Source organism: Candidatus Hydrogenedentota bacterium (assembly GCA_035416745.1).
Classification (GTDB): Bacteria; Hydrogenedentota; Hydrogenedentia; order Hydrogenedentales; family SLHB01; genus UBA2224.
Window position 1 is genome coordinate 39,540 of sequence record DAOLNV010000024.1, and the last position, 23,734, is coordinate 63,273.

Genomic DNA, 23,734 nt, shown 5'->3' on the forward strand with positions numbered 1-23,734 from the left:
TTGCGTAATCCCTGGAGAACTGTTTCTTCAACATATGGCGAGCACGGTCTAATCCACTTCCGTGACCTCGATCCGCAGTTTTCCGAGGAACGGAAGCAGGCGCGGCCATCGTTCGATATCCCCGGTCAGCAGTTTCACGTGGGTAGCATCCGCCACCGTCTGCCCAAGGGTTGGGTCCATCCAGAGCCATTCGCCTACGAATACCTCGGGCCATGCATGATAATAGAACCCGTCAAGTTCCTCGCTCCAGACCACTCCAAGGGCGATGCGCGTCGGGATGTCCACCGACCGGGCCAATGCAGCAAAAAGCACGGTATGTTCGTTGCAATCGCCTACGCGCGACTTGAGGACCTCGAGGGCCGAAGGAATGCTGAGCACGCCTTCTTTTGCTACGTTCCTGTAAACCCAATCGTGAATCTTGACGGACTTTTCCCACGGGTTGGTGCTGTTCTCGATGATATCAGCGGCGGTCTGCCGAATATCGGGGTGGTCGGACTGTATGAACGGGTGCGGTGCGAGATACTCTGCCATATTCTCAGGCGCGCGTGAGGCGTCTTTGGCGGTGTCTGGCGTAAGAGGTTCTATAACCACCTTGCCGTGCTCAAGGACGCACTGGTTGGCGTCTTCGGGAAGCGAGGCCGTGTCCGCAAGGCCGGATACCGATATTGCCATGCGCTTCGCGCCTCGCGATGGGCGCATGCCGGAAGGGCGGATGGCTACCGATACGACAATATCCTGCGGGGTTTCGCGGGACAGGGACGCCATGGCCTCCTGTGACGTGGTCCGCTGGAGCGTCAGGCCAAACGGCGTCTCGGCGCGCACCGTTTCCCCCTGTTCGTCGACCCATGCTTTGGTGACGACGTCTTGCACGGTCACGGCAACGACGCGGGTTTTCCGGGCCGCTTCTCCTTCTCCCAGGGTTTCGAAGCCGAGACATTTGACTCGTGCCGTACCCATGGTCAACGTCATGGGATCGAACGCCTCGATGACGACTTCCTCGCCCGGCGCGAGGTCGCTCAGTTGAAGGGTCGCCGTCCCCGTGATGCCGCCGATAACCAGTTCGCGGTCCATCGGTATGGAGATGGGATACACCTCGCCGGCCGTGTGCAGCCGCGCATCGAGGGCCCCGTTCTCGATGACGCCTTCGAAACGCGCCCCATAATCCTGGGAGTGGACGGCGAAGTCGAAGTTGCCCCGATCGCCTGTGCGCGCAATCCATGCAGCGCCAGTCATGTACAAACGCATTGGCTGCCCGAGGAACTGCATTTTCAGGGTGGCGTTCAATAGGATGCGGGTCCCCGGCAGCCCCTCCATCGTTTCAGGGGCCGTCTGGGTATTGATGAAACCGATCGGCTGGTCCTGGGGCGAGATAATCTGCATCCAGGTGTCAGTTGGGTTCTGTTTGTAACTTGCCGAGAGGGAAGGCCCGAGGAACAGCGGCATCAGCTCCCGGTAGGCGAGCAAGCCCATCATGACGAGCCAGAAAAGAACTACGGCTGCTCCGGTTAGTTTCTTGCGATGGTGCCGCAGCACTTCTTGAATTTCTTGCCGCTACCGCAAGGACAGGGATCGTTGGGCTTGATGTCCGGGCCGGTTCTGCGGATGGGTTGCTGCTTCACGCGCGGGCGGGGCTGGTCACCCGGGTCACGTTGTTCGGCGTCGGGCTGGCCGGCCAAGGCGAAACGGCTGGTGTCAAAGCTGGCGAAACTGCGGTCCTGCTGCTTGTCAGCCTGAACATACGAGTAATGAGAGAGTTTTGCAAACGGGTCTTCACTTTGCGTAAGCGTTCCGCGCTGGGCCTGCAACCGGCGGCGCTGGCGCACCTCGGGGTCGGAGAGACGAAACAGGGTCTGGGAGACGTCCTCCTCGATCGACGCCATCATGGATTGAAAGAGTTCGTACCCTTCGGTCTTGTACTCGACCAGAGGATCCTTCTGTCCATAGGCCCGCAAACGCACCGAGTCGCGCAAATAGTCCATCGAATAGAGATGGTCGATCCACTTGTCGTCCACGGCCCGCAAGAGGGCCATCATCTCGAGGTCGTGGGTCCGTTTTCGGGCGATCCGGGCGAAGTCCACCTGCGATTCGTCCCCTCCTATCTCGGTGCGGAAACTCTGGCGGATCTCTTCCTCGAGGGACTTTTCGCGCCGTTCGTATTCGTGAAGGACCTGTCCGACCAAATCGTCAAACAGGGGTTGCGGTTCGGGGTCATGAGAGGCCGCTGCCTTCGGCTCGAAACCGAAGATTGCCCGGAATCCGGTAGCCAGTCCCTCGAGGTCCCATTCGTCTGGAAGCACCGTCTCGGGAGCGAACTCGTCCACCAGGCGCCCTATGATGTTCTCGAACATCTCGTGAAGCTGTTCGGTGACATCGCGGTCCTCGAGGACATTGCGGCGCATGTCGTAGATGATCATGCGCTGCTTATTCATGACGTCGTCATATTCCTTGAGGTGCTTGCGGATTTCGAAGTTGTATTCCTCGACCTGCCGCTGCGCCCGCTCGATCGAGCGCGAGACCATTTTCTGGCTCAGGGGTTCGTCGTCCATCTGCTGGCTTCCGAACCAGTCCAGCAAGCGCTTGACCTTATCGCCTCCAAACAGGCGCGCCACCTCGTCCTCGAGGCTGAGAAAGAAGCGCGTGTTTCCGGGGTCGCCCTGGCGGCCGCAGCGGCCGCGGAGCTGGTTGTCGATACGGCGTGATTCATGGCGCTCGGTTCCGACAATGGCGAGGCCGCCCAACTCGCGCACGCCGTCGCCCAGTTTGATGTCGGTTCCGCGGCCGGCCATGTTAGTGGCTATCGTGATTGCGCCGCGTTTGCCGGCGTTGCTGATGATGCTGGCTTCCCGTTCATGGTACTTGGCGTTCAAGACCTGGAAGTCCTTCACGCCCAATTCCCCGAGCAATCCGGCCACCTTTTCGGATTTCTCGATGGAGACCGTGCCGACGAGGACCGGACGCCCGGTCTGGTGGATATCGGCGATCTCATTCACTACGTGGCGAAACTTGCCTTCTTCCGTCGCGAACACAAGGTCGGAATGGTCGTCACGGATCAACGGCAGATTGGTGGGAATCTGTACGACTTCGAGTTCGTAGATCTGGGCAAACTCGGGCGCTTCGGTCGCGGCTGTGCCGGTCATGCCGGCGAGTTTCGCGTACAGCTTGAAGTAATTCTGGTACGTGATGGTGGCGACCGTCTGTGACTCGAATTGCACGGCTACCCGTTCTTTGGCTTCGAGTGCCTGGTGCAGACCGTCGGAATACCGCCGGCCTTCCATCATGCGGCCGGTAAACTCGTCCACGATGAGGACCTCGCCGTTGTACACGACGTATTCGTCGTCTCGCTTGTAGAAATTGTGCGCTCGCAGCGCCTGCTCGACCATATGCACCAGCCCGAGATCCTCGGTGAAAAGGTTTTCAACCCCCAGAAGGGTCTCCAGGGTATTCATGCCTTCTTCAGTAATGAGGACGTGATGCCCTTTCTCTTCTGTTTCGTAGTGCGTGTCTTTTCGCAAGCGCCGCACCACATCATCCACCTTGTAATACAGGTCCGTGCTTTTCTCCGGTCTGCCGGAAATGATGAGGGGGGTGCGCGCCTCGTCGATGAGAATCGAGTCAATCTCGTCGACGATGGCGTAGTTGAGCTGGCGCTGTACCCTCATTTCAGGACGAATGGCCATGTTGTCGCGGAGGTAATCGAAGCCGAATTCGTTGTTGGTGCCGTAGGTGAGGTCCGCGCGGTACCCGACCTGGCGTTCGGCGGTGCCCATGTCGTGCTGGATGAGCCCTGTCGTGAGGCCCATGAACTGGTAGATGGGCCCCATCCATTCCGAATCGCGCCGCGCCAGGAAGTCATTCACCGTGACAATGTGCACGCCGTTTCCGGTCAGGGCGTTGAGATAAACAGGCATGGTGGCTACCAGGGTTTTCCCTTCGCCCGTGACCATTTCGGCGATCCAGCCATTGTGCAGCACGATGCCGCCAAGTATCTGGACGTCGAAGGGGCGCATGCCCACAACGCGTTTCCCGGCTTCGCACACGGCCGCGAACGCCTCGGGGAGGATATCCTCCAGACTCGCCCCTTGCGCCAGACGCTCCTTGAAATCGGCGGTTCGTGCGCGCAGACGGTCGTTGGTCAACGAAACCATATGGGCTTCGTGTTGGCGCACCTGGTCCAGCAACGGGGCAACCTTTTTGAGTTGGCGCTCGCTGCTTGTCCCGAAAATTGAACGCAACACCGAGTTCAGCATGCTGAATTGGCCTCCAATCGGCCTCGAGTGTTAGTATTTCGCCTTGTAACCCGCATCTTCGCAAACATAAGACGGATCATACCAGAGGTTTGGCGGCGTCACAACAAAGGAGCGCGGCTCGGGGACGTGATAGCAGTATCAGTATATTTGGTCACGCTGTGCCTTTCGGCGGGGGTGGTGGGCGCATTCGCACACAATCTGTTGGCAGGCGTGGGCTTCGCGCCGACGTTCGAAGTCGGTTCCCGCCTGCTCCTGGGGGTGGCTGCGGGCTATGTTGCCGTACAACTCCTCTTTGCGGCGCTGGTGAAAGCGCTTAAACCGACCCGTTCAAGGAAGTTCCTTTTTGTCGAAAGCGCTTCGCATGCGGCAGCGGTCGTCTTGATTCCTTTCCTCATGCACATCCAGGTTGCCTGGCCTGACCCCGTTTTGCTGAAGGCGGAACCGCTTGTCTATCTGGCGGCGTATCTGGCGCTGCACGGCGCTCTCAAGCTTTTTTCATTTTACACGGCGTTGTATAGCGAGCCATCCGGGCGCCTGCATGTTCTCGCCTGGATAGGCGCCGCATGCCTTGCCGGGGCGGTCTCGTGGCTGGGGCTCCAGCAATGGCGTTCGGGGATAGAGAAAGCGCGGCCGGAAGCTACCTCGATGCCTTCGATCTACCGCATTGGCGACACCTATTCGGAAGCGCGGCCGGTGCACGAGGGGGCAATGGCGCGTTATGATCTTCCCTTCTACGATAACCGCGGCATCACACTGCGCTGGGCCAATCCGCCCGATGTCCCCGTAGAGGATGCCGTTGCCCAGGCGCACGTGACGGTCGTGCTCCATGGAAAGGAAACGGAAAGATACCGGGCAACCGTGAATCTCGAGGGGGATGGATGGGCAAGCGCGCGCGTGCTGGCGGAGGACATTCCCGCGGACGCAACACGCTGTACGGTTTTCTGGACCCAGCAACCTGCCCCCAGTTGGTTGCGCCTGCTCGGTTTCACACCCGTCGTGAGGTCCAACCGGCAGTTGCTGCTCTCCGGCCCGCTGCTTCACCAGCGCCGGACAGAGCAAACGTCTCCAAACTTCATCATTATCGGCATCGACGGGCTGAACCCGTGTCACATGTCCGCATGGAAATATGAACGCCGGACGACGCCGATGCTCGACCGTTTCGCCCACAACGTTGTCGCGTTTCCTTACGGATACTCTCCAGCGCCGGAACCGCGCGCCGCCTACATGTCGGTGCTGACCGGCGTCAACCCGTTGTGCCATGGCCATTTCGGCGATAGGGACGGGCCGATGCCCGAAGGATGTAAAACGCTGAGCGACATGCTCCGCAGGGACCATTACGCCACCGCCGCGTTTACGGAAGGCGAATATCGCCAGGACCTGGATTTCGGCAGCGGGTTCGAGAACGGGTTCGAATGGTTTGATGCCGGGTATGCCGCCGAAGGCGAAGCGGCCGGCAGCGAACGCACCGTTGAGAAGGCGCTCGATTGGATGGAGAACCACCGTGATGTGAAGTTCATGGTGTTCGTGCGAATCTCTGAGTTGGAGGATATGAAAGTGAGGGCGCGTTACGGCACCCGGTTCCTCGACAAGCCGGACGCTCCCAAGGATGTGAATCTCTACGACACGATGCTGGAATACGTGGATACCGCCGCCGGCCAGGTGCTCCAGTACATACGGGACTCAGAACTCATCGAGAACACGTGCGTCATTGTCTTTGCGCCGTATGCCATGCGGTTCGGGAAGGACGGCAAACGGCTCGCTTTCGATTTGTCGGAGGAGTCGCTGCGTGTTCCCATCCTATGCCACAAGCCCGGGGTCCCGCGGGAAATGCGCACGTACGCGGTCGCTCTCGAGGACGTAGTGCCTGCTCTGACGCGCGTGGCTGGCATACCGCTGGATAGAACCGTTGACGGGCGGAGTTTTCTGCTGGGGCCGGTCGGCAAAGACCCCGTATCCATGGCGGCTGACCCGTTTCAGGTCTCCGTGCGGTCCGGCAACTACCGGTATATCTGGGAACCCGGGACGCGGGCGTTTGGCGACGTGCCCATGCCGGGTGGAGGCAATTCAAGGCTGTTCCGCGTCGGAACGTCTACCCAGGCCGTGTCGATTACCGGTGAACAGGAAAAACTGGCGGACGATTTCCAGCGGAGCCTGGCTGAGTACGTTCATTCGAGTTACATGTGGCGCGGGATAAGTGCCGTGGCTCCAAAGCAAGATGCGCTGTCCGCGCCAGCCAAAGAAAAAGAATAGGGGTGCCAGCATGGGCGAGGATATTTCGAGAAGAACAGCGATCAAATGCGCGGCGGCAATAACGGGAACCCTCGTTCTCGGTTCGGCGGCGCGGGGCCAGGATACCGCAGCGCCTCCGGCGGACGACCTTGCCCGGATACAGGCGCTGCTGGAAGGGAATCAGGCGGTCAAATGGGTCTTTGCGGGCGACAGCATCACGCACGGGGCCCGGCACACCAGCGGCTGGCGGGATTATCCGCAACTGTTCGAAGAACGCCTCCGCTATGAGATGGGCAAGGAGCGCAACCTCGTGATTCGCACCGCTACCAGCGGGTGGACCATCGAACGGCTGTCAGAGGACCTCGAGTGGCGGGTGCTGCAGTTTGCCCCCCAGGTAGCCTCGTTTCATTTTGGGATGAACGACTGCAAGAAGGGAACAGAGGCTCTCCCCCGCTTCCGCGAGTTGTATTCGGATATTGTGCGGCGCGTGCGCGAAGGGTGTGGAGCCGCCATTCTGATTCATACGCCCAATCCTGTCTTGCCTGATTCCGAAAAAGACCGCGGGCCGTATATCGACGCGTATGTCGGGGCCATTCGCGAGGTCGCGGCCCAAACCAGCGCAATCCTCATCGACCACTACGCGGCATACGCTGAATATGAACAGAATAGCGATATCTATTACCTCATGAACGACCCGCTGCATCCAAACGAGTACGGCCACCGGTTCAAAGCAACCCTGCTCTTCAAGGCCCTGGGGATCTATGACCCGGAAAGCGCGGTGTGCCGGTTGTTCATTCCCCGCTGAGGTTCCGGAGGGGTCTGCTGGCGGCCGGTTCGGAGAGTCTAGTATCCCAGCAAGGAACCTGCCTCATTAATGGCGGAAACGCTGTGCCAGAGGTAGGCAAAAATGAGGTAGCAGAGTATCATGAGGATCGCCGTGAGGGTTGTCACGACCAGGGTGAATGCGCTCTTTTCCAAGCGCGACATTTTCGGCGACAGCCATGCGAGAGGAATCGCAAGCGCGCCGAGAATGAAGAGTCCAAGCATCCATACCCAAATCGGTTCGTAGTACCAGGTGGCGCTTGTCTTGAGCTTCCTGCCGCAGCGGCGGCAGAACACGTCCGTCTCCCCCACTTCGAGCTTGCAGACGGGGCACACCGATGGCGCGCTGGAAGGAATTGCCGCTCTGTCGGGTTCCGTTTTCACGGACGGTCCTCTGCGGGTTGATGATTAGCCGCGGCATTCTAGAACGCCGGTGCATATGAATCAAAGAGCGCGGTCAGGAATCGCTGGAAGGCCAGGGATATTCGCCGGGGATCACGAGCAGATGCGGACCGCCCCCGGTAAACGGTGTTTCCAGACGAAAGCCCCGGCCGGCATGCTCGTGCACCGACAGCTCCGGCGGCGCGTCGAGCGGCACAATATCGACCGGTTGGGCCCCTTCGACGAGTACCGCTACGGTGCCTTCCTCCACCATGCTCTTCAAGCGGACGCCTTTTCGCCCGAATATGTTTATCCGCGGAACCGCGATGATGCCCCCGGAGAAAACGGGCAGTTCGGGTCTGTAGGGTATGTTTCTCTCTCCGAAAACAAGGGAGGTGGAAAGGCACAAGGGCGTCCCATCGAGGTATTGGATGTCTGGCGATACAAGCAAGGATTCGCCGGGCGCCCGGGCGCCAGCCTGTCCGGCCGCCTGTCGAATCTGGGCGTGAAACTCCTTCAGCATGCCGCCAGCGATTCGCCACTGCATGATCGCATGCGCCTGCATGACCATGAAAAAGGCACACAGGAGGGAGGTGCCGGAAATCGTGATGCGCCTCCACTTGGGGTGGTCCATGATTCGGTGGAACAGAGACGTCAGGCCGACGGCGAACAGCGCGTTGGCAAGGAGTAACTGGCCGCCGCCAATAAGATGGACCGGATCGATCTCGCGGCCTCCCCCAAACACCCTGACCGCCAATATCGAAAGCATCGCGAACAAAAGCACCGGCCGCCGCGCTTTCCTGTATAGGAGGACCAGTACCGTGACAACCGTCGCGGCTGCCACCCACCCCAGCCACGGGCTTTCGTGAAGACACTTGACCGTGGCGGGCAGGAATCCGATGGGATAGAAGATGAAATAGAGCGGTCCAAACATCGCCGCCGCGCTGCCGCCGTGCGCAAACAGGGTCTCGCGGTGCAACCAGGCGGCCGCCAGGACGACCGGCGCCATCGGCAAGACCCGGAGAAGGCGTTTGGGTGCGCGGTCCGATGAAAGGAGCGACTCGAATAGGGCAAAAACGATGACGAGCCCGATGTTCTCGGGGCCGGCAATCGCGGCGAGACCGAACAACGGAACCGTCAATACAAGCCAGAGCGCATTTCCCGAGCGCGCCAGAAGGCAATACGCATCCAAGGCCAGGAGTGCAAGAAAGCATGGCAAAAGGTCTACCATACCGCACAGGTTCGTTACGGATTCAGTATGCACGGGATTGGCCATGAACAGCACCGCCGCGAGCGTGCCAAGCCACCACGGGCCGTTGTATGCCAGTTTCATCAGATAAAAGATCGCGATCATGCAGCCGTATAAAAGGAGGATATTGCCGGCGTGATACACCCAGAACGTGTCCCCTAGCGCGTTTTGCAGCCCCGCCCAGACCGGAGCAAGCCCCGCAGGCAAGTCTTGCTCGACGTAATCGCGCCCCATAGGGTAGATGTTGAGGGTCCAACTGAACACCAACAACACATAGAAGGCCATTGAGACCCAGTCAAACAATTGGGGATACCGAACGCGCAGGTGCGCCTTCGCGGATTCGGTATGCTGACCAGGAGCCTTCATAGCGGCAAAGTCTACTGGCCAAACGGCGGCGAGGTCAACTGACCGGCGAAAGACTTCTCCGTGCGCTCGTCTCCCTCTCCGCCTGGACCCCGGAGGCGGTGTTTACGAGGAACAAAGCGGATGAAGCTGTGTGTTACACGGATGTATGGAAAAGCTAGTACTCACAGAGGAGCGCCGGAGGACGGAGCACGCGGGGCATCCCATACCGTGCGTCAGACGGACGGCCATTATCGGCGTGGGCGCAGTTGGCTCCACGACCGCTTACGCAATGCTTCAGGCGGGGACGGCCGATGAGCTGATACTCTATGACTACGACCCTCATCGCGCCGAAGGCGAATACATGGACCTCCAACACTGTCTACCCTTCACTCATCATTCGGCCATGTCGGTGCGCAATGTGGATGAGATCGAGGATTGCGGTCTCGTGATCGTGACGGCCGGCGCAGGACAGAAGCCCGGTGAATCGCGTTTAGACCTGGTAAAGCGAAACGCTGACATATTTGCGACGTTCTTTCCCTTGCTGTCCGAGAACAACCCCGACGCCATTTTCTTGATTATTACGAATCCCGTGGATGTCATGACGCGCGTCGCGTTGACACTTAGCGGCTTGCCCGCGCAACAGGTCATCGGCTCGGGAACGGTGCTCGATACCGCGCGTTTCCGCACCCTCATCAGCTTGCACTGCCGCATTCTTCCCCGTCACGTGCACGCCGTGGTCATCGGCGAGCATGGCGACAGCGAGGTCATGGTGTGGAGCCGCGCGAGCATCGGCACCTACCGTGTCAGCGAGTACTGCAACTACGTGGGAATCCCTCTGACCGCCGAAGACATCGAGCGCATCAACAGCGACGTTCGCACTGCGGCCTACAAAATCATCGAGCGCAAAGGCGCCACCCATTTCGCTATTGGAGTCGCCACCAACATGATCGCGCAGGCGTTGTCCACGAACGAGAGCTCGATGTACACGGTGAGCCGCCGGTGCGAAGGCATATTCGGCTTGCAGGACGTCTGCCTGTCGGTGCCTACGCTCATGGACCAGCGTGGCGCGCACACCCACATGGAGATAGGCTTGTCGCCTGCCGAACATAAAGCGCTTCTGCGCAGCGGCGATGTACTGAACGAGGTCTACGAAGGCCTCGGTCTCTGATAGCGGCTCTCTCCGCCAGACACGGCCCGCTTGGCGCAGTCCCTCGTACTCCAAGGCGCTTTTCCTCTTGCCCATGGTCTCGTGATACCATGCGGCGATTTTGAATTGTTGCGTGGGAGGACTGCCGGTGTTTGGTGTTTCCGCATGTCTTGTGAGCGGGGTGCTTGCGATGGTATCTGGTGCTGCAACGGATGATTTCGGTGAGGCCAAGTGGCTGCGGGATCCTATATTCGAGAATATCGGCGTTATCGATGTGTTTCACAAGGAGAACGCTCCCAAACCCGAGCTATCGGGCCCGCGCAACGTCCATACGCTCATGCGCAAGGAAATCGCGCTTTCCGGCGCGCCGTCCGCGGCGACACTGGTTATCACGGGGGACGACTACTATAAGTTTTACATCAACGGAGCGTTTCTGGTGCAGGGGCCCGAACCCGGCTATCCGTTCGCCTATCCCTATTACAAGCTCGATGTGACTGCGGCGCTTCAGGCCGGCGATAACACACTCGCCGCACACGTCTACTACCAGGGACTCCTGAATCGAGTCTGGAACAGCGCCGACAATCGCGCGGGTTTCATGATGACGCTGAACGTCATATATTCCGATGGTTCGAGCCAGACATTTGCCACGGACGAGTCGTGGAAACTCTACACGCTGACCGCTTTCCCCACAGGCCGCACCATTGGCTACGAAACGCAGTTCGCCGAGGATATCGACATGCGCGCGATCCCCGTGGGCTGGCGCGAGACCGGATTCGACGATACGGGATGGCAGGCGCCCCTGTGCGGGAGGCAGGACCACGTGTTCGTCAAACAGATGACCCCGCCCCTCGAACATTGGCGCGCCAACCCCGTTGTTGTCGAGAAGAAAGCCGAAGGCCACTATTTCTACGATTTTGGACAGGAGATTGTCGGTCATACGCGCATCCGGATTCGGGGCCCTGAGGGGCACAAGCTCGAGGTGCGTCATGGCGAGGAACTGTCGGAGCCTCTCACCGTACGCTATGACATGCGCGCCAAATGCCTCTACCAGGAGTTCCCGATCCTCTCGGGGCGCGAGGAGACCATCGAGTTTTTTGACTACCGGGCGTTTCGTTACATGGAAATCCTCAACGCGCCAACGGAACCGGAAGTCTGGGTAGATGTGCGGCACCACCCGTTCGACCCCGAGGCCGCCACGTTCAATGCTTCCGACGGCCTGCTCATGCAAATCTGGCAGCTCTGCAAGAACGGGGTCCAGTGTGGTGCACAGGGCAGCTTCCTCGATTGCCCGTCCCGCGAAAAAGGCCAGTACCTTGGCGATGCCCTTATCACGGGCCATTCCCACGTGGTGCTTACGGGCGACGGGTCGCTTCTGGCGAAGGCCATCCAGGATTTTGCCTTGTCCCGGCGGGTTTGTCCCGGATTGATGGCCGTAGCCCCGGGAAGTTTCATGCAAGAGATTGCCGAGTACTCCCTGCAATGGCCCTTGGTGGTCCGCAACTATTACGACTACACCGGCGACGGTGTATTTGTTCAGCACATGCTCGACGAGGTGCTTCCGGGGCTATTTGCCTATTTCGGGGGATTCGAGTCTGAAAGCGGTCTCCTGACAGGCATGACCGAGAAATGGGTGCTGGTCGACTGGCCCGACAATCTCCGCGACGGGTACGACTATGACTACGCGAAACACCGGGAGAATGCGGTTCTGAACGCGTTTTACTATGCTTCGCTGCAGGCGGCTGCCACTTTGTGCCGTGACCTCGGCCGGGACCCGGAACCGTATGAGGGCAAAGCGGAAATGGTGCGCGCGGCTTTCGTCCGACGTCTTCTTGACGCAGATACCCGTTTGTTTGTCGACGCCCCGGGGTCCAAACATAGTTCGTTGCATGCAAATGCGTTGCCCCTTGCGTTCGGACTTGTCCCCGAGGACTCCGTTCCCGCTATCGTGAACCTGATCCGCCGGAAACGCCTGAGTTGCGGCGTGTACATAGCGCCGTTCGTTATCGAGGCGTGTTTCCGCGCCGGCGAGCCGGAGCTGGCCTACGACCTCATCACGTCGAAAGACGAACACTCCTGGCACGAAATGCTCCGCAACGGCGCAACCACCTGCATGGAAGCCTGGGGACCCGAGCAGAAGTGGAATACGAGCTGGTGCCATCCATGGAGCAGCGGTCCGGTCTATCTGATTGCCGAACGCGTGGTCGGATTGCGTCCGGCTGAACCCGGATGGCGGCGCATCGCCTTCGAGCCGCGTATCCCCGCCGCACTGGACCGAGTCGAGTTTCATGTCTCCGTCCCTCAAGGCACGATCGACGTGAAATTCAGCCGGGACACGGGATTCGCCCTTACGGCGCCACCCGGAGTTCCTGTCCGTAGTGATGTGCCGGACGGGACCCGCGTGGTCATCATGCATACGCCTCAACAACTCTCCGGGCGCCAACGCGAAATCCTTCAGGCGCAAGGCTGGCAGGACCGTGTCGGTGAAAATGCAGGGCTTTGGGTCTCGGTGGATGACCAGACCCTGCGCATTGTGCGCGGCAAGAACATCATCTGGGAAAGCCCCTGTGCGACCGCCGAAAAAGGAACGGGGTCGGAGATGGACAGTCTCAAGACCCCTCTCGGATGGCACGAAGTGTCCGCGAAAACCGGCAAAGGCGCTCCTTGGGGCCAGGTCTTCCGAAGCGGTGCCCCAACCGCCGAAGTGTGGCAGGACGGGCAAGATACCACCGAAGACCTTGTGCTCACGCGAATCTTGTTTCTTGACGGCCTTGAACCGGGGCTCAACAGAGGCGGCAACGTCGACTCCCGGGGTCGCTATATCTACATCCACGGAACCAACAACGAAGCCGCCCTCGGCACCCCGTCATCCCACGGCTGTGTCCGCGTCCGGAACGACGACGTCATCGCTCTCTACGAACTGGTCACCGAAGGCACAAAGGTGCTCATCACTCAAAATCAACAGAACAGCCAATAGGGGAAAAAGGCCGTGCATGCGGCACGGTCACGGCGCGGGCGCATCCTGGGGTTCTGGGGGAACGGGGAGCGCCGACTCGTCGTTGGGGACTTCCTCAGGTACGGGCATTACCTTGAAAATACGGGTCTGGCCGGCTTCGATGGGTACGGTCATGAGGCGCTTTTCGGACCATCCCACGGCGGGATCGAGGAGGTCCTGCACTTTGTAGACGCCGCCAAGGTCGATAATCCGTTCTCCGCTTGCGCCAGCATGAACAGCCAGCGAGTTGCGGCCGAAATAGTAAAAATCCTCGGACGCGGGCGGGGCGCTTCGCACGTACTGAAAAACCTCGAGGGTGCGAAAGATCTCCCGGAGCAGCCCCACTGGCATCACGGGTTCAGCGCAATAGACCGACGTCCAGCTCTTCTCATCGGCCTCGTCGCCAAGGAAGGCAATGGCGACACTGGCCTTGTCGCTGCCGGTGCGTCTCGCGATCACGTTCACGTCGTCATCTTCGATGTAGAACGATGGCGACCAGGCAACCCCGTCGCCGAATTGGGTTCCTGTCGGAATCCAGGCGCCGCCCAGGGTGACAACCGACCCGGAAGGCACAGGCTTGTCGAGAGGTTTCACAGTCATTTGAACGGTAGCGGCGATGTTGGCGGCGGCATTGGCTTCGCCGTTGCAGTATCCCGGCGCATAGACCCATATTGCGGTCGCGCCTGTGTCGCGCAGGAGGGCGTGCAGCGCTTCGCGGTTCTCTTGGGGCAGATGAAACGTGTTCAGGAACAGGTAACACGGAGTAACGGGCACGGTTCCCGCCAGCAGGTCGCCGAGCAAGCATATCTGCGTGGGGACGCCCATGCGCAGTACGTTGGACGGCAGGGTCTGCAGAAGGTCTGCGTTCAAGGCCGTGTCGCAGACTTGATTGAACCTGCTGGTCTCCGCAAGCACGATGGTCATCAGCAGGTTCTCGTTGCGTCCGAACGGCGTCATGCCATCGGCCGGTTTGGCTTCAGTGATAGGGCTGTACAAGGTCTTGAGGCTTTTCAAGGTGTGCCACGAGTTTTCGGCGGGGGATTCCTGCGTGTCGACGGGAATGCGCCACAAAAGGCCCATTCCCTGGGTCACGGCGACCGCGAATACGTGGTCGAGCCTCTGGCGCAATTGTTTTGCGGCGGCCTCGTCGGATTCCGCCTGGGCGCTCGCGTTCGCAAGCGTGTCGTCCAAGAGAAACCACGACTTGCCATGGCGCAGAGCGCTGTGTACGGCCCCCAGGATTCCTCCGCTCTTGTCAATGCCGTAATCGCCAAGCCCGGGAGGCGACACAAACCCGTCTATTTCACTGTCAAGCAATAGGTTCAAGGCTGCGTGACCCGCGCAGTTGGTAGTTGGACCGAACGCGAAACCATACGGAGCAAGAACGCGGGTGTCGTGGCCTCCTGTTGCCTTGATCTGAGAGGCCAGCAGGGCCAGGGTATCCGCGATGTTTTCGGATACGTACCGCAGATAATCGATGTTGCGCCGTTCTCCCGGGAATCTGTGGAATACCGTATGAGCATCGCCGCCACGTATCTCTTTGGGCACGGGGGCGGTCTCGAAGGCGATATCTTTCTCGTTCCAGGCAGCGCGAAAGGCCTCGACCGTCTCATAACGAACCGTCAGCCACTCGCGAAAGCCTGTTACATTGGCCTCCGACCTGTCGTAACCCTCCGGCTGAATCCAGAACCCGTTTTGCAGGCATCGCAACACGTAGCCCGTGACATTCGGGCCTCCGGGAGCATCTTCCATGGCCTTGACAAGAGATGCCAGGTTGCCGAGCGCGGCTTCGCGCCATTTCTTGGATGCCACGGATACAAATGGCTGCTTTTCCTCGCCGATGGTCATGACCGCGTCTGGGTTGGCTTCCAGCCATGCGGTGGGCGGGTCGAGCGCTACAGAGAGGATGATCTCGGCGTCGGGGCATGCCTCCGCGATGGCGCCAACCGCCGCCAGCGCGGTATCCGCCGCCATCCCGTGTTCCGGCCATGGCAACGGCGCCTCGACGGCGAACCGGAACAGTCGCACGGCCGCGCCGTCGTCCCTGGGCATCTCGGCCGCGGCTTGCCGCACCTTGGCTTTCAGTATTTCCGGCTCGGCTTGCCCAAGGTAGACATAGATGGGCGGTTCCGGCCAGTGGACAGGTTCGGGTATCTCCACCAGCGCCTCTTCTGCCTGGGGAGCCTGGGCATCGCCCTCGACAAAACGGTCCAGCTGCGGGGATCTGCCCAGGAGACCCCCCACCCAGAATCCCAGCGCTCCGGATGCGCCGATACACAGCAGAGCCAGCAATACATAAACGTACGCCGGACGCTGTCTAGTGCTTTCGTTTTCCGACATACTCTGCAAGTGCTTTCAATACCATGGCTTCGGAACCCAAGGCATCCAATGCCGCCTTGGCGTCTTTGACCAGTTCGGTGACTTTTCTTTGCGCCCCATCTTTCCCCAGGTGCGTTGTGAACGTGCTGCGGCCTGCATCTTCGGGAGCGTGACCGGCATCAAGGAGATCGTCGGTAATCTGGAACGCGAGCCCGAGGCTCTCAGCGTAGCGTTCGAGGGCATGGACCTTGGCCTCCTCGACCCCCAGAATCCTTGCGGGGATACGTACAGCCGCCAGAAACAGCGCAGCCGCCTTGTGCGCGTAAATATCCGTCAGCTGCTCCAGGGACGCTCGTTTCCCGCCCAATGCAAGGTCCGCGTGTTGTCCTCGCACGATCCCCTCGTGACCGATCGCCTTCGACAACTCCGCAATCGCCGGAGCGACAGGCCGGTCACGCTGTTCCGCGTTCATGGCAACGAGGCGGTAAGCTACGGAAATGAGGTCCATGGCGGCGAGAATAGCCGTGGATTCGCCATAGACAACGTGAGTGCAGGGTTGCCCGCGGCGCGTTTGCGCATTGTCCATCGACGGCAAATCGTCAAGGATGAGTGATGCGGCATGCACCAGTTCCACAGCGCACGCCGCATCGGAAACCGCGGTTCGCGCGTATCCGTTCACCTCCGCCACGATAAGCGACATTACTGGCCGCAACCGTTTGCCGCCGCCCAGGACACCGTACCGCATGGCGGCAAAGACTGCCTGCGGCTCATGGTCTTCCGGGGGCAGGATACGCTCCAGTTCCTGGTCGACGAATATCTTGCGCTCCTGGATGTAGGTGGCAAGGTCAAATCCGGCCATGCGCTTTTCCTATCTCGGGTTCGTCCGTGTATACGCAGCAGCGTGCATCATCAAGAGGTTCGAGACGCATCCATCCGCCGTAATCGCACAGTTCGCCGGTGTCGTCCGCGTCGAAAATGCGTTTGGCGCGGAACTCGACAGGCCCCTGGGGAGCGGTCACGACTTCTTCCGTGCGGCGCGCTGTAGCCAGTCGTGCGATAACTTGGCCCCCAGCAAAGACTTCGACTTCCGCCTCGCCCAACGAAGAATAGCAATTGACGAGGGTAATCCGCAACTGACCCCCTTTCCAGTCCATCGTGGCCGACTTCGACATGGGACGGACCGCTTCGCCCCGCACTTCCCGCTCCGCATACCAACCATTTTCCGGCAGCTCGACGCCGCGGAAAAACAGCGTGTTGCGTTTGACTTGTTCCCAGAAGCGGGCGCTCGCGCCATACTGCTTTCTCGCTCGCCAGGCCTCAGGCAGATACGCCAGACTCGAGCCCCACGACTTGGCGTGCGCCCATAGTTTCCAGTGATCGCCGTCCAAGAAGCCGCGGCCCACGGATTTCGCTTCGCCCAACAACATCCTGGGGATGACCCGGTGCATTTGTGTGGCCGGGAAGTTTCGCATCACTACCCGCATGCGGTTGCGCGTGTTCAGGTAGTATTTCTGTCGAAGCCGTTTGCCTGTGCCCATGGTGGCGCTGAATTTATGCCGAACGACCGCCTCGGGACAGTTCCAGATTTCGAATCCCGCATTCCAGATACGGAGGCACAGATCGAGATCATCGAGATAGATCTGGAAATCCGGCAGAAGTCCCGCCCGGCGCAGCGTTGCGCAGCGAAGGAACATCGCGCCGCCGCAAACGCCGAGGACTTTCCGGGGCACGTTCCACTTGGGTCCGTCGAGACGCCCTACGCCTATATCCCACGACGAGCCGATGATCGAGCATTCGATACCGAGCGAATTAAGCAGATGCGGAGCGCTGAACAACACCATTTTCGGCGCGAGGGCGCCGCACTCCGGCTTCGCTTCCGCGGCACTCACGAGCTTCTCGATGGCATCCGGTGCGGTGGATGTATCGTTGTTCAAGAGGAAGACGTAGTCGGCCCCCGCATCGAGAGCGCGCTCGATGCCCCGGTTGTTGCCCTCCGACCACCCGATGTTCTCCGGAAGCGGCAACACCTCGATGCGCGGATCGTCGTACCCGCCCTTAACAAATGCGATTGAATCGTCGCTGCTGTTGTTATCGACCAGCACGAACCGGCAATTCCGGTACGTGCCGGCAAGCAGCGAATCAAAACAGTCCGCGAGATGTTCGCGGCCGTTCCAGTTAATGACAAGCACGTATACAAGCGGTTTCGGCATGATGAGAGGCAGTATAGCAGGGAGCGCCTCATTGGTGAACTTGAGCCCGTGGTTCGTCGAATGGATAACGAACGGGCAATCAGCGTAGACTCCGGGTGGCCGTAGCAGTAGTTAAGAGGGTAGGAGGCCAAATCGTGTTCCACGCGCCCAATCATCGGCGGACACCAATCCGCGGGCCGCGTTTGCCGCTCTTGGCGGACATGGGCCAGACGCCTTCGCCGCAAGAGCATCTGAAGTCCGTACAGCCGGAGCGCCGTGCGCAACGCAGCACCTTCCGTGTTGCCCAGCCAAGTGCCCGTGATGTTCGAGGTTGTCAAGTCAGTGGGGACATCCATCATGGTGAACCACATCCCAGGGGGCGGCAACGTGCTGTACCTCGACGGGCATGTCGAGTTTCGTCTGTATCCGGGCCCGTTCCCCTTAAGCCCGGTGTTTTTGCAGACATTGTGCGGCCTGAACAGGTGACAGCAGCCTCCTTGTGGAGGCGGGAGTCAAGTGTACCGTTACGCTTTGCGCTGGATATTGAATAACCTCCGAGTTTAGACTGTAAAAACTGTAGTTGTAACGCAGACGGTAGGAGGCCGCGCAATGTCCCATCCATCCGCTCCCCAAAATACCCCCATGCACCGTTCACGATTTGCCCGTTTACCGCTAACTGCCGACGTAGGCCAGACGCCGCCACCGCCGTCGACTCCAACGCCTCCGTCTCCCCCGCCGCCTCAATACTACCGGCCTATGCAGCCGCAGCGCCGGTCGGATTCCAACACCTGTCTTATTGTCGGCGTGATTCTGGGCGCAGTGGCCGTTTTCATGATCTTTGTGATGGGCATTCTTGCGGCAATTCTGCTCCCTGCTCTGGCGCGCGCCCGTGAAGCGGCCCGGAGAGCTTCCTGCCAGAACAATCTCAAACAGATGGGCATCGTCTTCAAGATGTATTCGAACGAGGATCCCGGGCAGTATTGGCCCCCGCTCAGCAACGTGGATGGCACGTTCATGTTCGAGCCGGACCCCGTGTGTCCCGATTACCTGACCGACCTCCAAATTCTCTCATGCCCGAGCGATGCGGACGTTGCCATGCCCGGTGTTATCGACGACCACAGTTATTACTATCTCGGGTACGCGTTGAATTCCGAAGATGAGTTCCTGGCGTTTCTCGAGAGTTACCCGGCGTTCATCGCCGGCGGAGCGGATTTCAACCAGGACCTCCCCGCGCCGTCCGGACGCGGCTCTTTCGGGGGCGACATGTTTCTGCGGCTCCGTGAGGGTGTCTGCGAGGAGGCGGGCGTACAGCCCGGCGGCGTGCCTGTGATGTTTGACGCCGCCACCACCACGGCCGGCCCACTCACTATGTTCAATCATATCCCGGGAGGCTCGAACGTGCTCTATATGGACGGCCGTGTCGAGTTCGTGAAATATCCGGGCAAGTTTCCTCTGACTCCGAGGATTCTGGAGGCCTTGGGCCGGTTGGACCAATGACGGCCACCATCTGGATTTGTCCGCGCCCTTCCGCTACACTGCGGCGTCATGAAGATAGCAATACTTGGAGCCGTATGTTTTGACGAGATCTTCACGCTCGAGGGCGAGCGCCGCGAGAGCTTCGGCGGCATTACCTACAATGCCGCCGCGTTTGCCAGCATTCTCGAGGCCGGGGACGCGGTATTCCCGTTTACCAAGATCGGCGAGGACCAGTTCGAGGCCGCCCTGGCGGAGTTCAAGAAGCTCCCATCTATCGACACGAGCGGTATTGTGCCTTGCCAGGGAAATGTAACGCACGTCACGTTGACCTGGCGGACCGTATCGTGGCGGGACGAGGCCGTCCGGCACCGCATGCCGCCGTATGCCGCTGATGAACTTGACAGGGTGCTGGATGCCGACGCGGTTCATTTCAACTTCATCAACGGCAGCGAACTCGACCTCGACGCGTTCAAGGCGTTTCGGACGAAATATGCAGGGCTTGTCTCGCTCGATGTCCACAATCTGATCAGCCGCTTTGACGCCGAGGGCAAGCGCGAGATCGTGGGTTTCCCGCAATGGCGCGACTGGGCGCCGTACATCGACGTGCTCCAGTGCAACGAGTTCGAAATCAACACCATGTTCGACCGCGACCTCAAGACCCGCCGGGAGTTCGCGGAAGCCGCCCGCGAGGTCTGCCAGGCGGGACCGCGCGTTGCCACGGTTACATTGGGGCCCGAGGGCGCGCTTACCGTGCATCGCAAGGACGGCTCGTTCTATCTCGTGGATATCGACGCCCTTCCCCCCATCAAGGCTGTGGATACAACCGGTTGCGGCGACAGCTTTTCAGCCGGGTTTCTCGTGGGGATGTTAAGCTCGGACGAGCCGGCGACGGCCCTGGCCAGCGGCTCGGTTGTGGCAGGGCTCAATGCGCGGTACCGCGGCATCGGACAACTGGCGGAGGCCAAAGACTATCTTCGCCACCCGCGAAGCCATTTCAAGGTGTTCGAAGGCAAGCCCGGCGACTGGCCCGGCGAGCCATTCTGACCCGGCCTACTGCTTCGTTTCCTTCTCTTTCTCCCTCTTCTGGCGCTGAATCTCGGCCAGATGCACGGGTTCCTTGCGGACCTTGCTCTCAAGGGCCCGGCGCCGCTCATCGAGCATGCGTGTCGCGATCTTGCGGATTTGCGACTGGAACCACATGTCCGTGGACGACCCCTCCCGGTAATCGGCCGGCCCAATCATGTCCACGCGATCCGTTTCCTGGAGCATGAGTGCCTGTTCGTAATGCCGCTGGGACCGGGGCTTATAAACCGCAAACGCAAGACCGCCATGCTTCCTCACCACCGAGAACGAGGGAATATCACTTGGACCGTCCGCGACATAGATCATATTCTTGAAAGGCACCCGGCGTTCCTCCTCGGGGATCGTGTCGTTCACGTTGATGCTTGGTTCTTTGTTGACACCCTTGTTTATCTCAAACAACGCCCGGGTCTTGGTCGTGTTGTCGAGAAGGGTGGCGATCTGGGTGATCTCGCCCGCCGCGGGCGTGCCGGAGAGGTCAGTGTCGGGCTCGGCAGACGCTTCGATGAATTCCGATGCCCATACACCGTCGAGTTTCTCGGCGATTTCCGAGCCGCGGATAACCTCAGCAAGTCCCGTACTCACCACATAATGCTCGAGCCGCAAATCGCCTTCTACGAATTGCGGTTCCTTTACGATCGCTTTCAGACGATCAAGAAAGAACGGCAACCCCCTGTAAAATGTGATGCTCTTGCCGAGTCCCCGCAGTTTCGCGTTCGTGAGCCCCTTAAACCGCCCCGCACGCACGTAGGAGAGAATGTGGCCCAGATAACACGTGTCCCGCTGCACGTGAATGCCCGCGCGTTTATAGAACGCAGGCAGCTTGCCGACCTGGTCCCAGAAAGTGGTCTCGTCCACGTCGTACGCCTCGAACAACGGCTTCTGCATGTACTGCGGCGACAGCGTACGGTCAAAATCCCAGATTACCGCGATTACGTTCTGCAGAAACAATCCCTTATCAGACACGGACAGCCTCCCCTCTTTCTCAGGGTCCTCACAAAACCATAGCAAGTCATCCGTACGGGTACAAGGACATTTACCCGGGCGTATGGTTAAGAGGCCCGCCGACACACGTGACCGCCCGCCTCGGGATTCCGGGACGGGCGGTCACTATCTCTTCGCGGCAGGCCTACAGGTCTTGCGGCTTGACGATAGCGCCCTTCGCGGCTTTCAAGACTTCGAGGGCGGCCTTTTGCTTCGCGTAAATGTCGAAGATGGTCTGGCCTACGCCTTCTTCCTTTTTCCAGGCCTGTATCTGCATGTCGATACGGGAGATGATGTTGTCGACATACAACGAGAACTGCATGGTATAGAGTTGCTCGCTGTATTTCTTGTTGATCTTCTGACTGAAAAGTCTCTCAAGATCAGCGTACTTCGGAATCATGCCGATGGGCGTTTCGAGCGCCTCGACATCCCCATGCGCGTACAGGTCCAGCCATCCCAGCCACACATGCACGTCCTTCTTCGCGCCCAACAACCCCTTGCCGCCGCCTTCGCGGTCCTCGTGGGTGAGGAAGTAGTTCAAACCCGCTATCACGGGTCTCTTCCTGAGACGAGGGTTGTTGAAGAACTTGAACTGCGCATCGAGGTAATCGCCCAGGCCTCCCGCGATGAAGGGCGCGTTGGCCCAGGGCTGACGTCGTACGCCCGTGGCCCCGATCTCCGTGGCCGTCGCCTTGGACACGATGGACGCGCCGATAACGACTCCCTCATCCATGGTCTTTGCGACCCAGATCGGCGGCATGGTGTCGGAATCCCGGCCCGAGTACGTCACCACCTCAATCAACACGCCTGACGGGTCGGCATTCACTTCCTTGTTGTGATTGGCGATGGCCTCCGAGAGCAGCGTGCACCGCGAATTGGGGTGCGACATGGGCACATCGACCATGTCAGGCGTCCACTCCCCCTGGTAGTTGATGCCTCGGCCGGGAACGGGCTCTCCATCGCCCACCCACCGGGGTTTTTTGTTCTCGTCGATCAAGACGTTTGAGAAGATGACTTCGGTGCCCCGTTCGCGCAAGCACTTCATCAGATACGGGTCACCCTCGATATTCACGTCCTCGACGATGCCGAAGATGCCGATCTCGGGATTCACCGCGCGCAACGTGCCGTCCCCGGCAATCCACAGCTGCGCCAGGTCGTCGCCGATGAAATCCGAGCCGACCATGGCCGTAGTAGTCTTTCCGCAGCCGGAAGGCGCCGCGCCCGCAAAATACGTTTTCCGGCCGCCCGGCCCCGTCATGCCGGTAATGAACATGTGCTCGGAAAGCTCAAGACCGCTGTGCCTGTAAATGGCGGTATCCGAGGCAAACCGATGGTTGCCCTTCTTCATAAGAAGAGTGTTGCCCGCGTACGTGCAGAACATGGAATAGGTTGTCTGCCATGAACGGTCCATATAGATACGGCAGTTGGGAATGTCTTCCGCACGGTTGGGTCCTTCGGAGTGGACGTTAGTGAAGAATTCCCCACGGCGCGCGATCTCCGCGTCGAAATCCGCGTAACAATTGCGGTACAGGAGCTCGGCTGAATGAAGCACGTAAGTGGAGCTCGAAATCTCGATGGCCGGGATCGAGGCTCTGGCACCCACGGGACCCCGCGAGTAGAACCCCACGAACATCATCTTGCCCTTCATGATGCCGGTCATGTGCTTCTTGATGTAGGCATGCGATTCACTGCGCAGTTCCCGCTGGGCGAGCGAGGAGATCTTTTCGTCCTCGTTGACGATGTACATGGTTTGGCTGAGCAGGCGGCCCTGGTCCTCGGGAAGATCAAAGTGGTACGTATGGCCGGGTATCGCCAGCGGTTTTTCTTCGCATTTCTCGATACTGTATTTCCGCACGAATTCCTTATCCGCCTCGGAACCGGTCAGGACCATGACCTTGTCAGGCTGGCACATGGCAATCGCGTTGGCGACCTTCAACAAGGCCTCTTCATTCGTGATGTTCGAGAGTCTTTCGAGGTCCCCGCTATCGAGCTTCCTCTTGAACAGACTTCTCGCCGCGTCAATGGTGCCGATGCCGCCTACGGCTGAAAGAATGTCAACGCCTTTCTTGAATTCCAGCATGGTTCTCTCCGTATGGTCTGCGTGCGGATACACCCTTCCGTCACAATCCAGATTCCGTATAGAGCTTGGGCGCCTTCTGCTGGCCTTGTCGGTCTGAGCTTCCGCCCTGCCTGGTAGAACACCCAAAAGGAGCCGAAAGAGGTTGCGTGATAATAAAGAGGTCAGCGCCCGAGGTCAAGAGAAAATTTCTCGCC

At 59.8% G+C, this 23,734-nt stretch carries 16 protein-coding genes; 7 read left to right on the forward strand and 9 right to left on the reverse strand.

Annotated elements, in window-relative coordinates; all coding sequences use genetic code 11:
* Positions 1–48: 48 nt before the first annotated feature.
* Entirely contained in the window at positions 49–1,533 is a 1,485-nt protein-coding gene (locus tag PLJ71_09810) for a transglutaminase-like domain-containing protein (GenBank protein ID HQM48975.1), read from the reverse strand.
* On the reverse strand, positions 1,506–4,247 hold the full coding sequence (gene secA / locus PLJ71_09815; protein ID HQM48976.1) for a preprotein translocase subunit SecA: 2,742 nt from the start codon (positions 4,245–4,247) through the stop codon (positions 1,506–1,508). The genes PLJ71_09810 and secA overlap by 28 nt, the downstream gene beginning before the upstream one ends.
* Positions 4,248–4,373: 126 nt before the next feature.
* Here secA and PLJ71_09820 point away from each other — a divergent pair, with 126 nt between their 5' ends.
* On the forward strand, positions 4,374–6,497 hold the full coding sequence (locus PLJ71_09820) for a sulfatase-like hydrolase/transferase (protein HQM48977.1): 2,124 nt from the start codon (positions 4,374–4,376) through the stop codon (positions 6,495–6,497).
* 10 nt (positions 6,498–6,507) lie between these two features.
* Complete coding sequence (locus PLJ71_09825) at positions 6,508–7,281, forward strand: SGNH/GDSL hydrolase family protein (GenBank protein ID HQM48978.1); 774 nt, start codon at positions 6,508–6,510, stop codon at positions 7,279–7,281.
* A gap of 38 nt (positions 7,282–7,319) precedes the next feature.
* On the opposite strand, the gene PLJ71_09830 is transcribed toward PLJ71_09825, so the two are convergent.
* Positions 7,320–7,682, reverse strand: coding sequence for a hypothetical protein (locus PLJ71_09830; protein ID HQM48979.1), 363 nt, complete (start codon positions 7,680–7,682; stop codon positions 7,320–7,322).
* A gap of 73 nt (positions 7,683–7,755) precedes the next feature.
* Positions 7,756–9,294: a hypothetical protein gene (locus PLJ71_09835; GenBank protein HQM48980.1), complete on the reverse strand. Its 1,539-nt coding sequence runs from the start codon at positions 9,292–9,294 to the stop codon at positions 7,756–7,758.
* Between the two features lie 145 nt (positions 9,295–9,439).
* Between PLJ71_09835 and PLJ71_09840 the strand changes: the two genes are divergently transcribed.
* Together PLJ71_09840 and PLJ71_09845 are read left to right on the forward strand one after the other, a co-directional pair.
* The gene (locus tag PLJ71_09840) at positions 9,440–10,441 is read left to right on the forward strand and encodes an L-lactate dehydrogenase (protein HQM48981.1); all 1,002 of its coding nucleotides are present in this window, start codon (positions 9,440–9,442) and stop codon (positions 10,439–10,441) included.
* Positions 10,442–10,610: 169 nt separating this feature from the next.
* Positions 10,611–13,394 (forward strand): family 78 glycoside hydrolase catalytic domain, encoded by a 2,784-nt coding sequence (locus PLJ71_09845; protein ID HQM48982.1) that lies wholly within the window; start codon positions 10,611–10,613, stop codon positions 13,392–13,394.
* A gap of 27 nt (positions 13,395–13,421) precedes the next feature.
* On the opposite strand, the gene PLJ71_09850 is transcribed toward PLJ71_09845, so the two are convergent.
* From PLJ71_09850 to PLJ71_09860, 3 genes are read right to left on the reverse strand one after another with little or no spacing between them, the layout of a single operon-like run.
* Positions 13,422–15,752, reverse strand: a complete 2,331-nt coding sequence (locus PLJ71_09850) for a hypothetical protein (protein ID HQM48983.1) — start codon at positions 15,750–15,752, stop codon at positions 13,422–13,424.
* Positions 15,730–16,590 carry a polyprenyl synthetase family protein gene (locus PLJ71_09855; protein HQM48984.1) on the reverse strand — a complete coding sequence of 287 codons (861 nt, stop codon included), beginning with the start codon at positions 16,588–16,590 and terminating at the stop codon, positions 15,730–15,732. Before PLJ71_09855 ends, PLJ71_09850 begins: the two co-directional genes overlap by 23 nt.
* Positions 16,577–17,941, reverse strand: coding sequence for a glycosyltransferase family 2 protein (locus PLJ71_09860; protein ID HQM48985.1), 1,365 nt, complete (start codon positions 17,939–17,941; stop codon positions 16,577–16,579). The genes PLJ71_09855 and PLJ71_09860 overlap by 14 nt, the downstream gene beginning before the upstream one ends.
* A 255-nt stretch (positions 17,942–18,196) precedes the next feature.
* Here PLJ71_09860 and PLJ71_09865 point away from each other — a divergent pair, with 255 nt between their 5' ends.
* The 3 genes from PLJ71_09865 to PLJ71_09875 all read left to right on the forward strand — a co-directional run bounded on the left by PLJ71_09865 (position 18,197) and on the right by PLJ71_09875 (position 20,440).
* Complete coding sequence (locus PLJ71_09865) at positions 18,197–18,406, forward strand: hypothetical protein (protein HQM48986.1); 210 nt, start codon at positions 18,197–18,199, stop codon at positions 18,404–18,406.
* A 270-nt stretch (positions 18,407–18,676) separates the two neighbouring features.
* Entirely contained in the window at positions 18,677–19,417 is a 741-nt protein-coding gene (locus PLJ71_09870; GenBank protein ID HQM48987.1) for a DUF1559 domain-containing protein, read from the forward strand.
* 48 nt (positions 19,418–19,465) lie between these two features.
* Entirely contained in the window at positions 19,466–20,440 is a 975-nt protein-coding gene (locus tag PLJ71_09875) for a carbohydrate kinase family protein (GenBank protein ID HQM48988.1), read from the forward strand.
* Positions 20,441–20,446: 6 nt separating this feature from the next.
* Here PLJ71_09875 and PLJ71_09880 read toward each other — a convergent pair whose 3' ends face one another.
* On the reverse strand, positions 20,447–21,442 hold the full coding sequence (locus PLJ71_09880) for a haloacid dehalogenase-like hydrolase (GenBank protein ID HQM48989.1): 996 nt from the start codon (positions 21,440–21,442) through the stop codon (positions 20,447–20,449).
* 163 nt (positions 21,443–21,605) lie between these two features.
* The gene (locus tag PLJ71_09885) at positions 21,606–23,540 is read right to left on the reverse strand and encodes a phosphoenolpyruvate carboxykinase (GTP) (protein HQM48990.1); all 1,935 of its coding nucleotides are present in this window, start codon (positions 23,538–23,540) and stop codon (positions 21,606–21,608) included.
* Positions 23,541–23,734 lie beyond the last annotated feature (194 nt).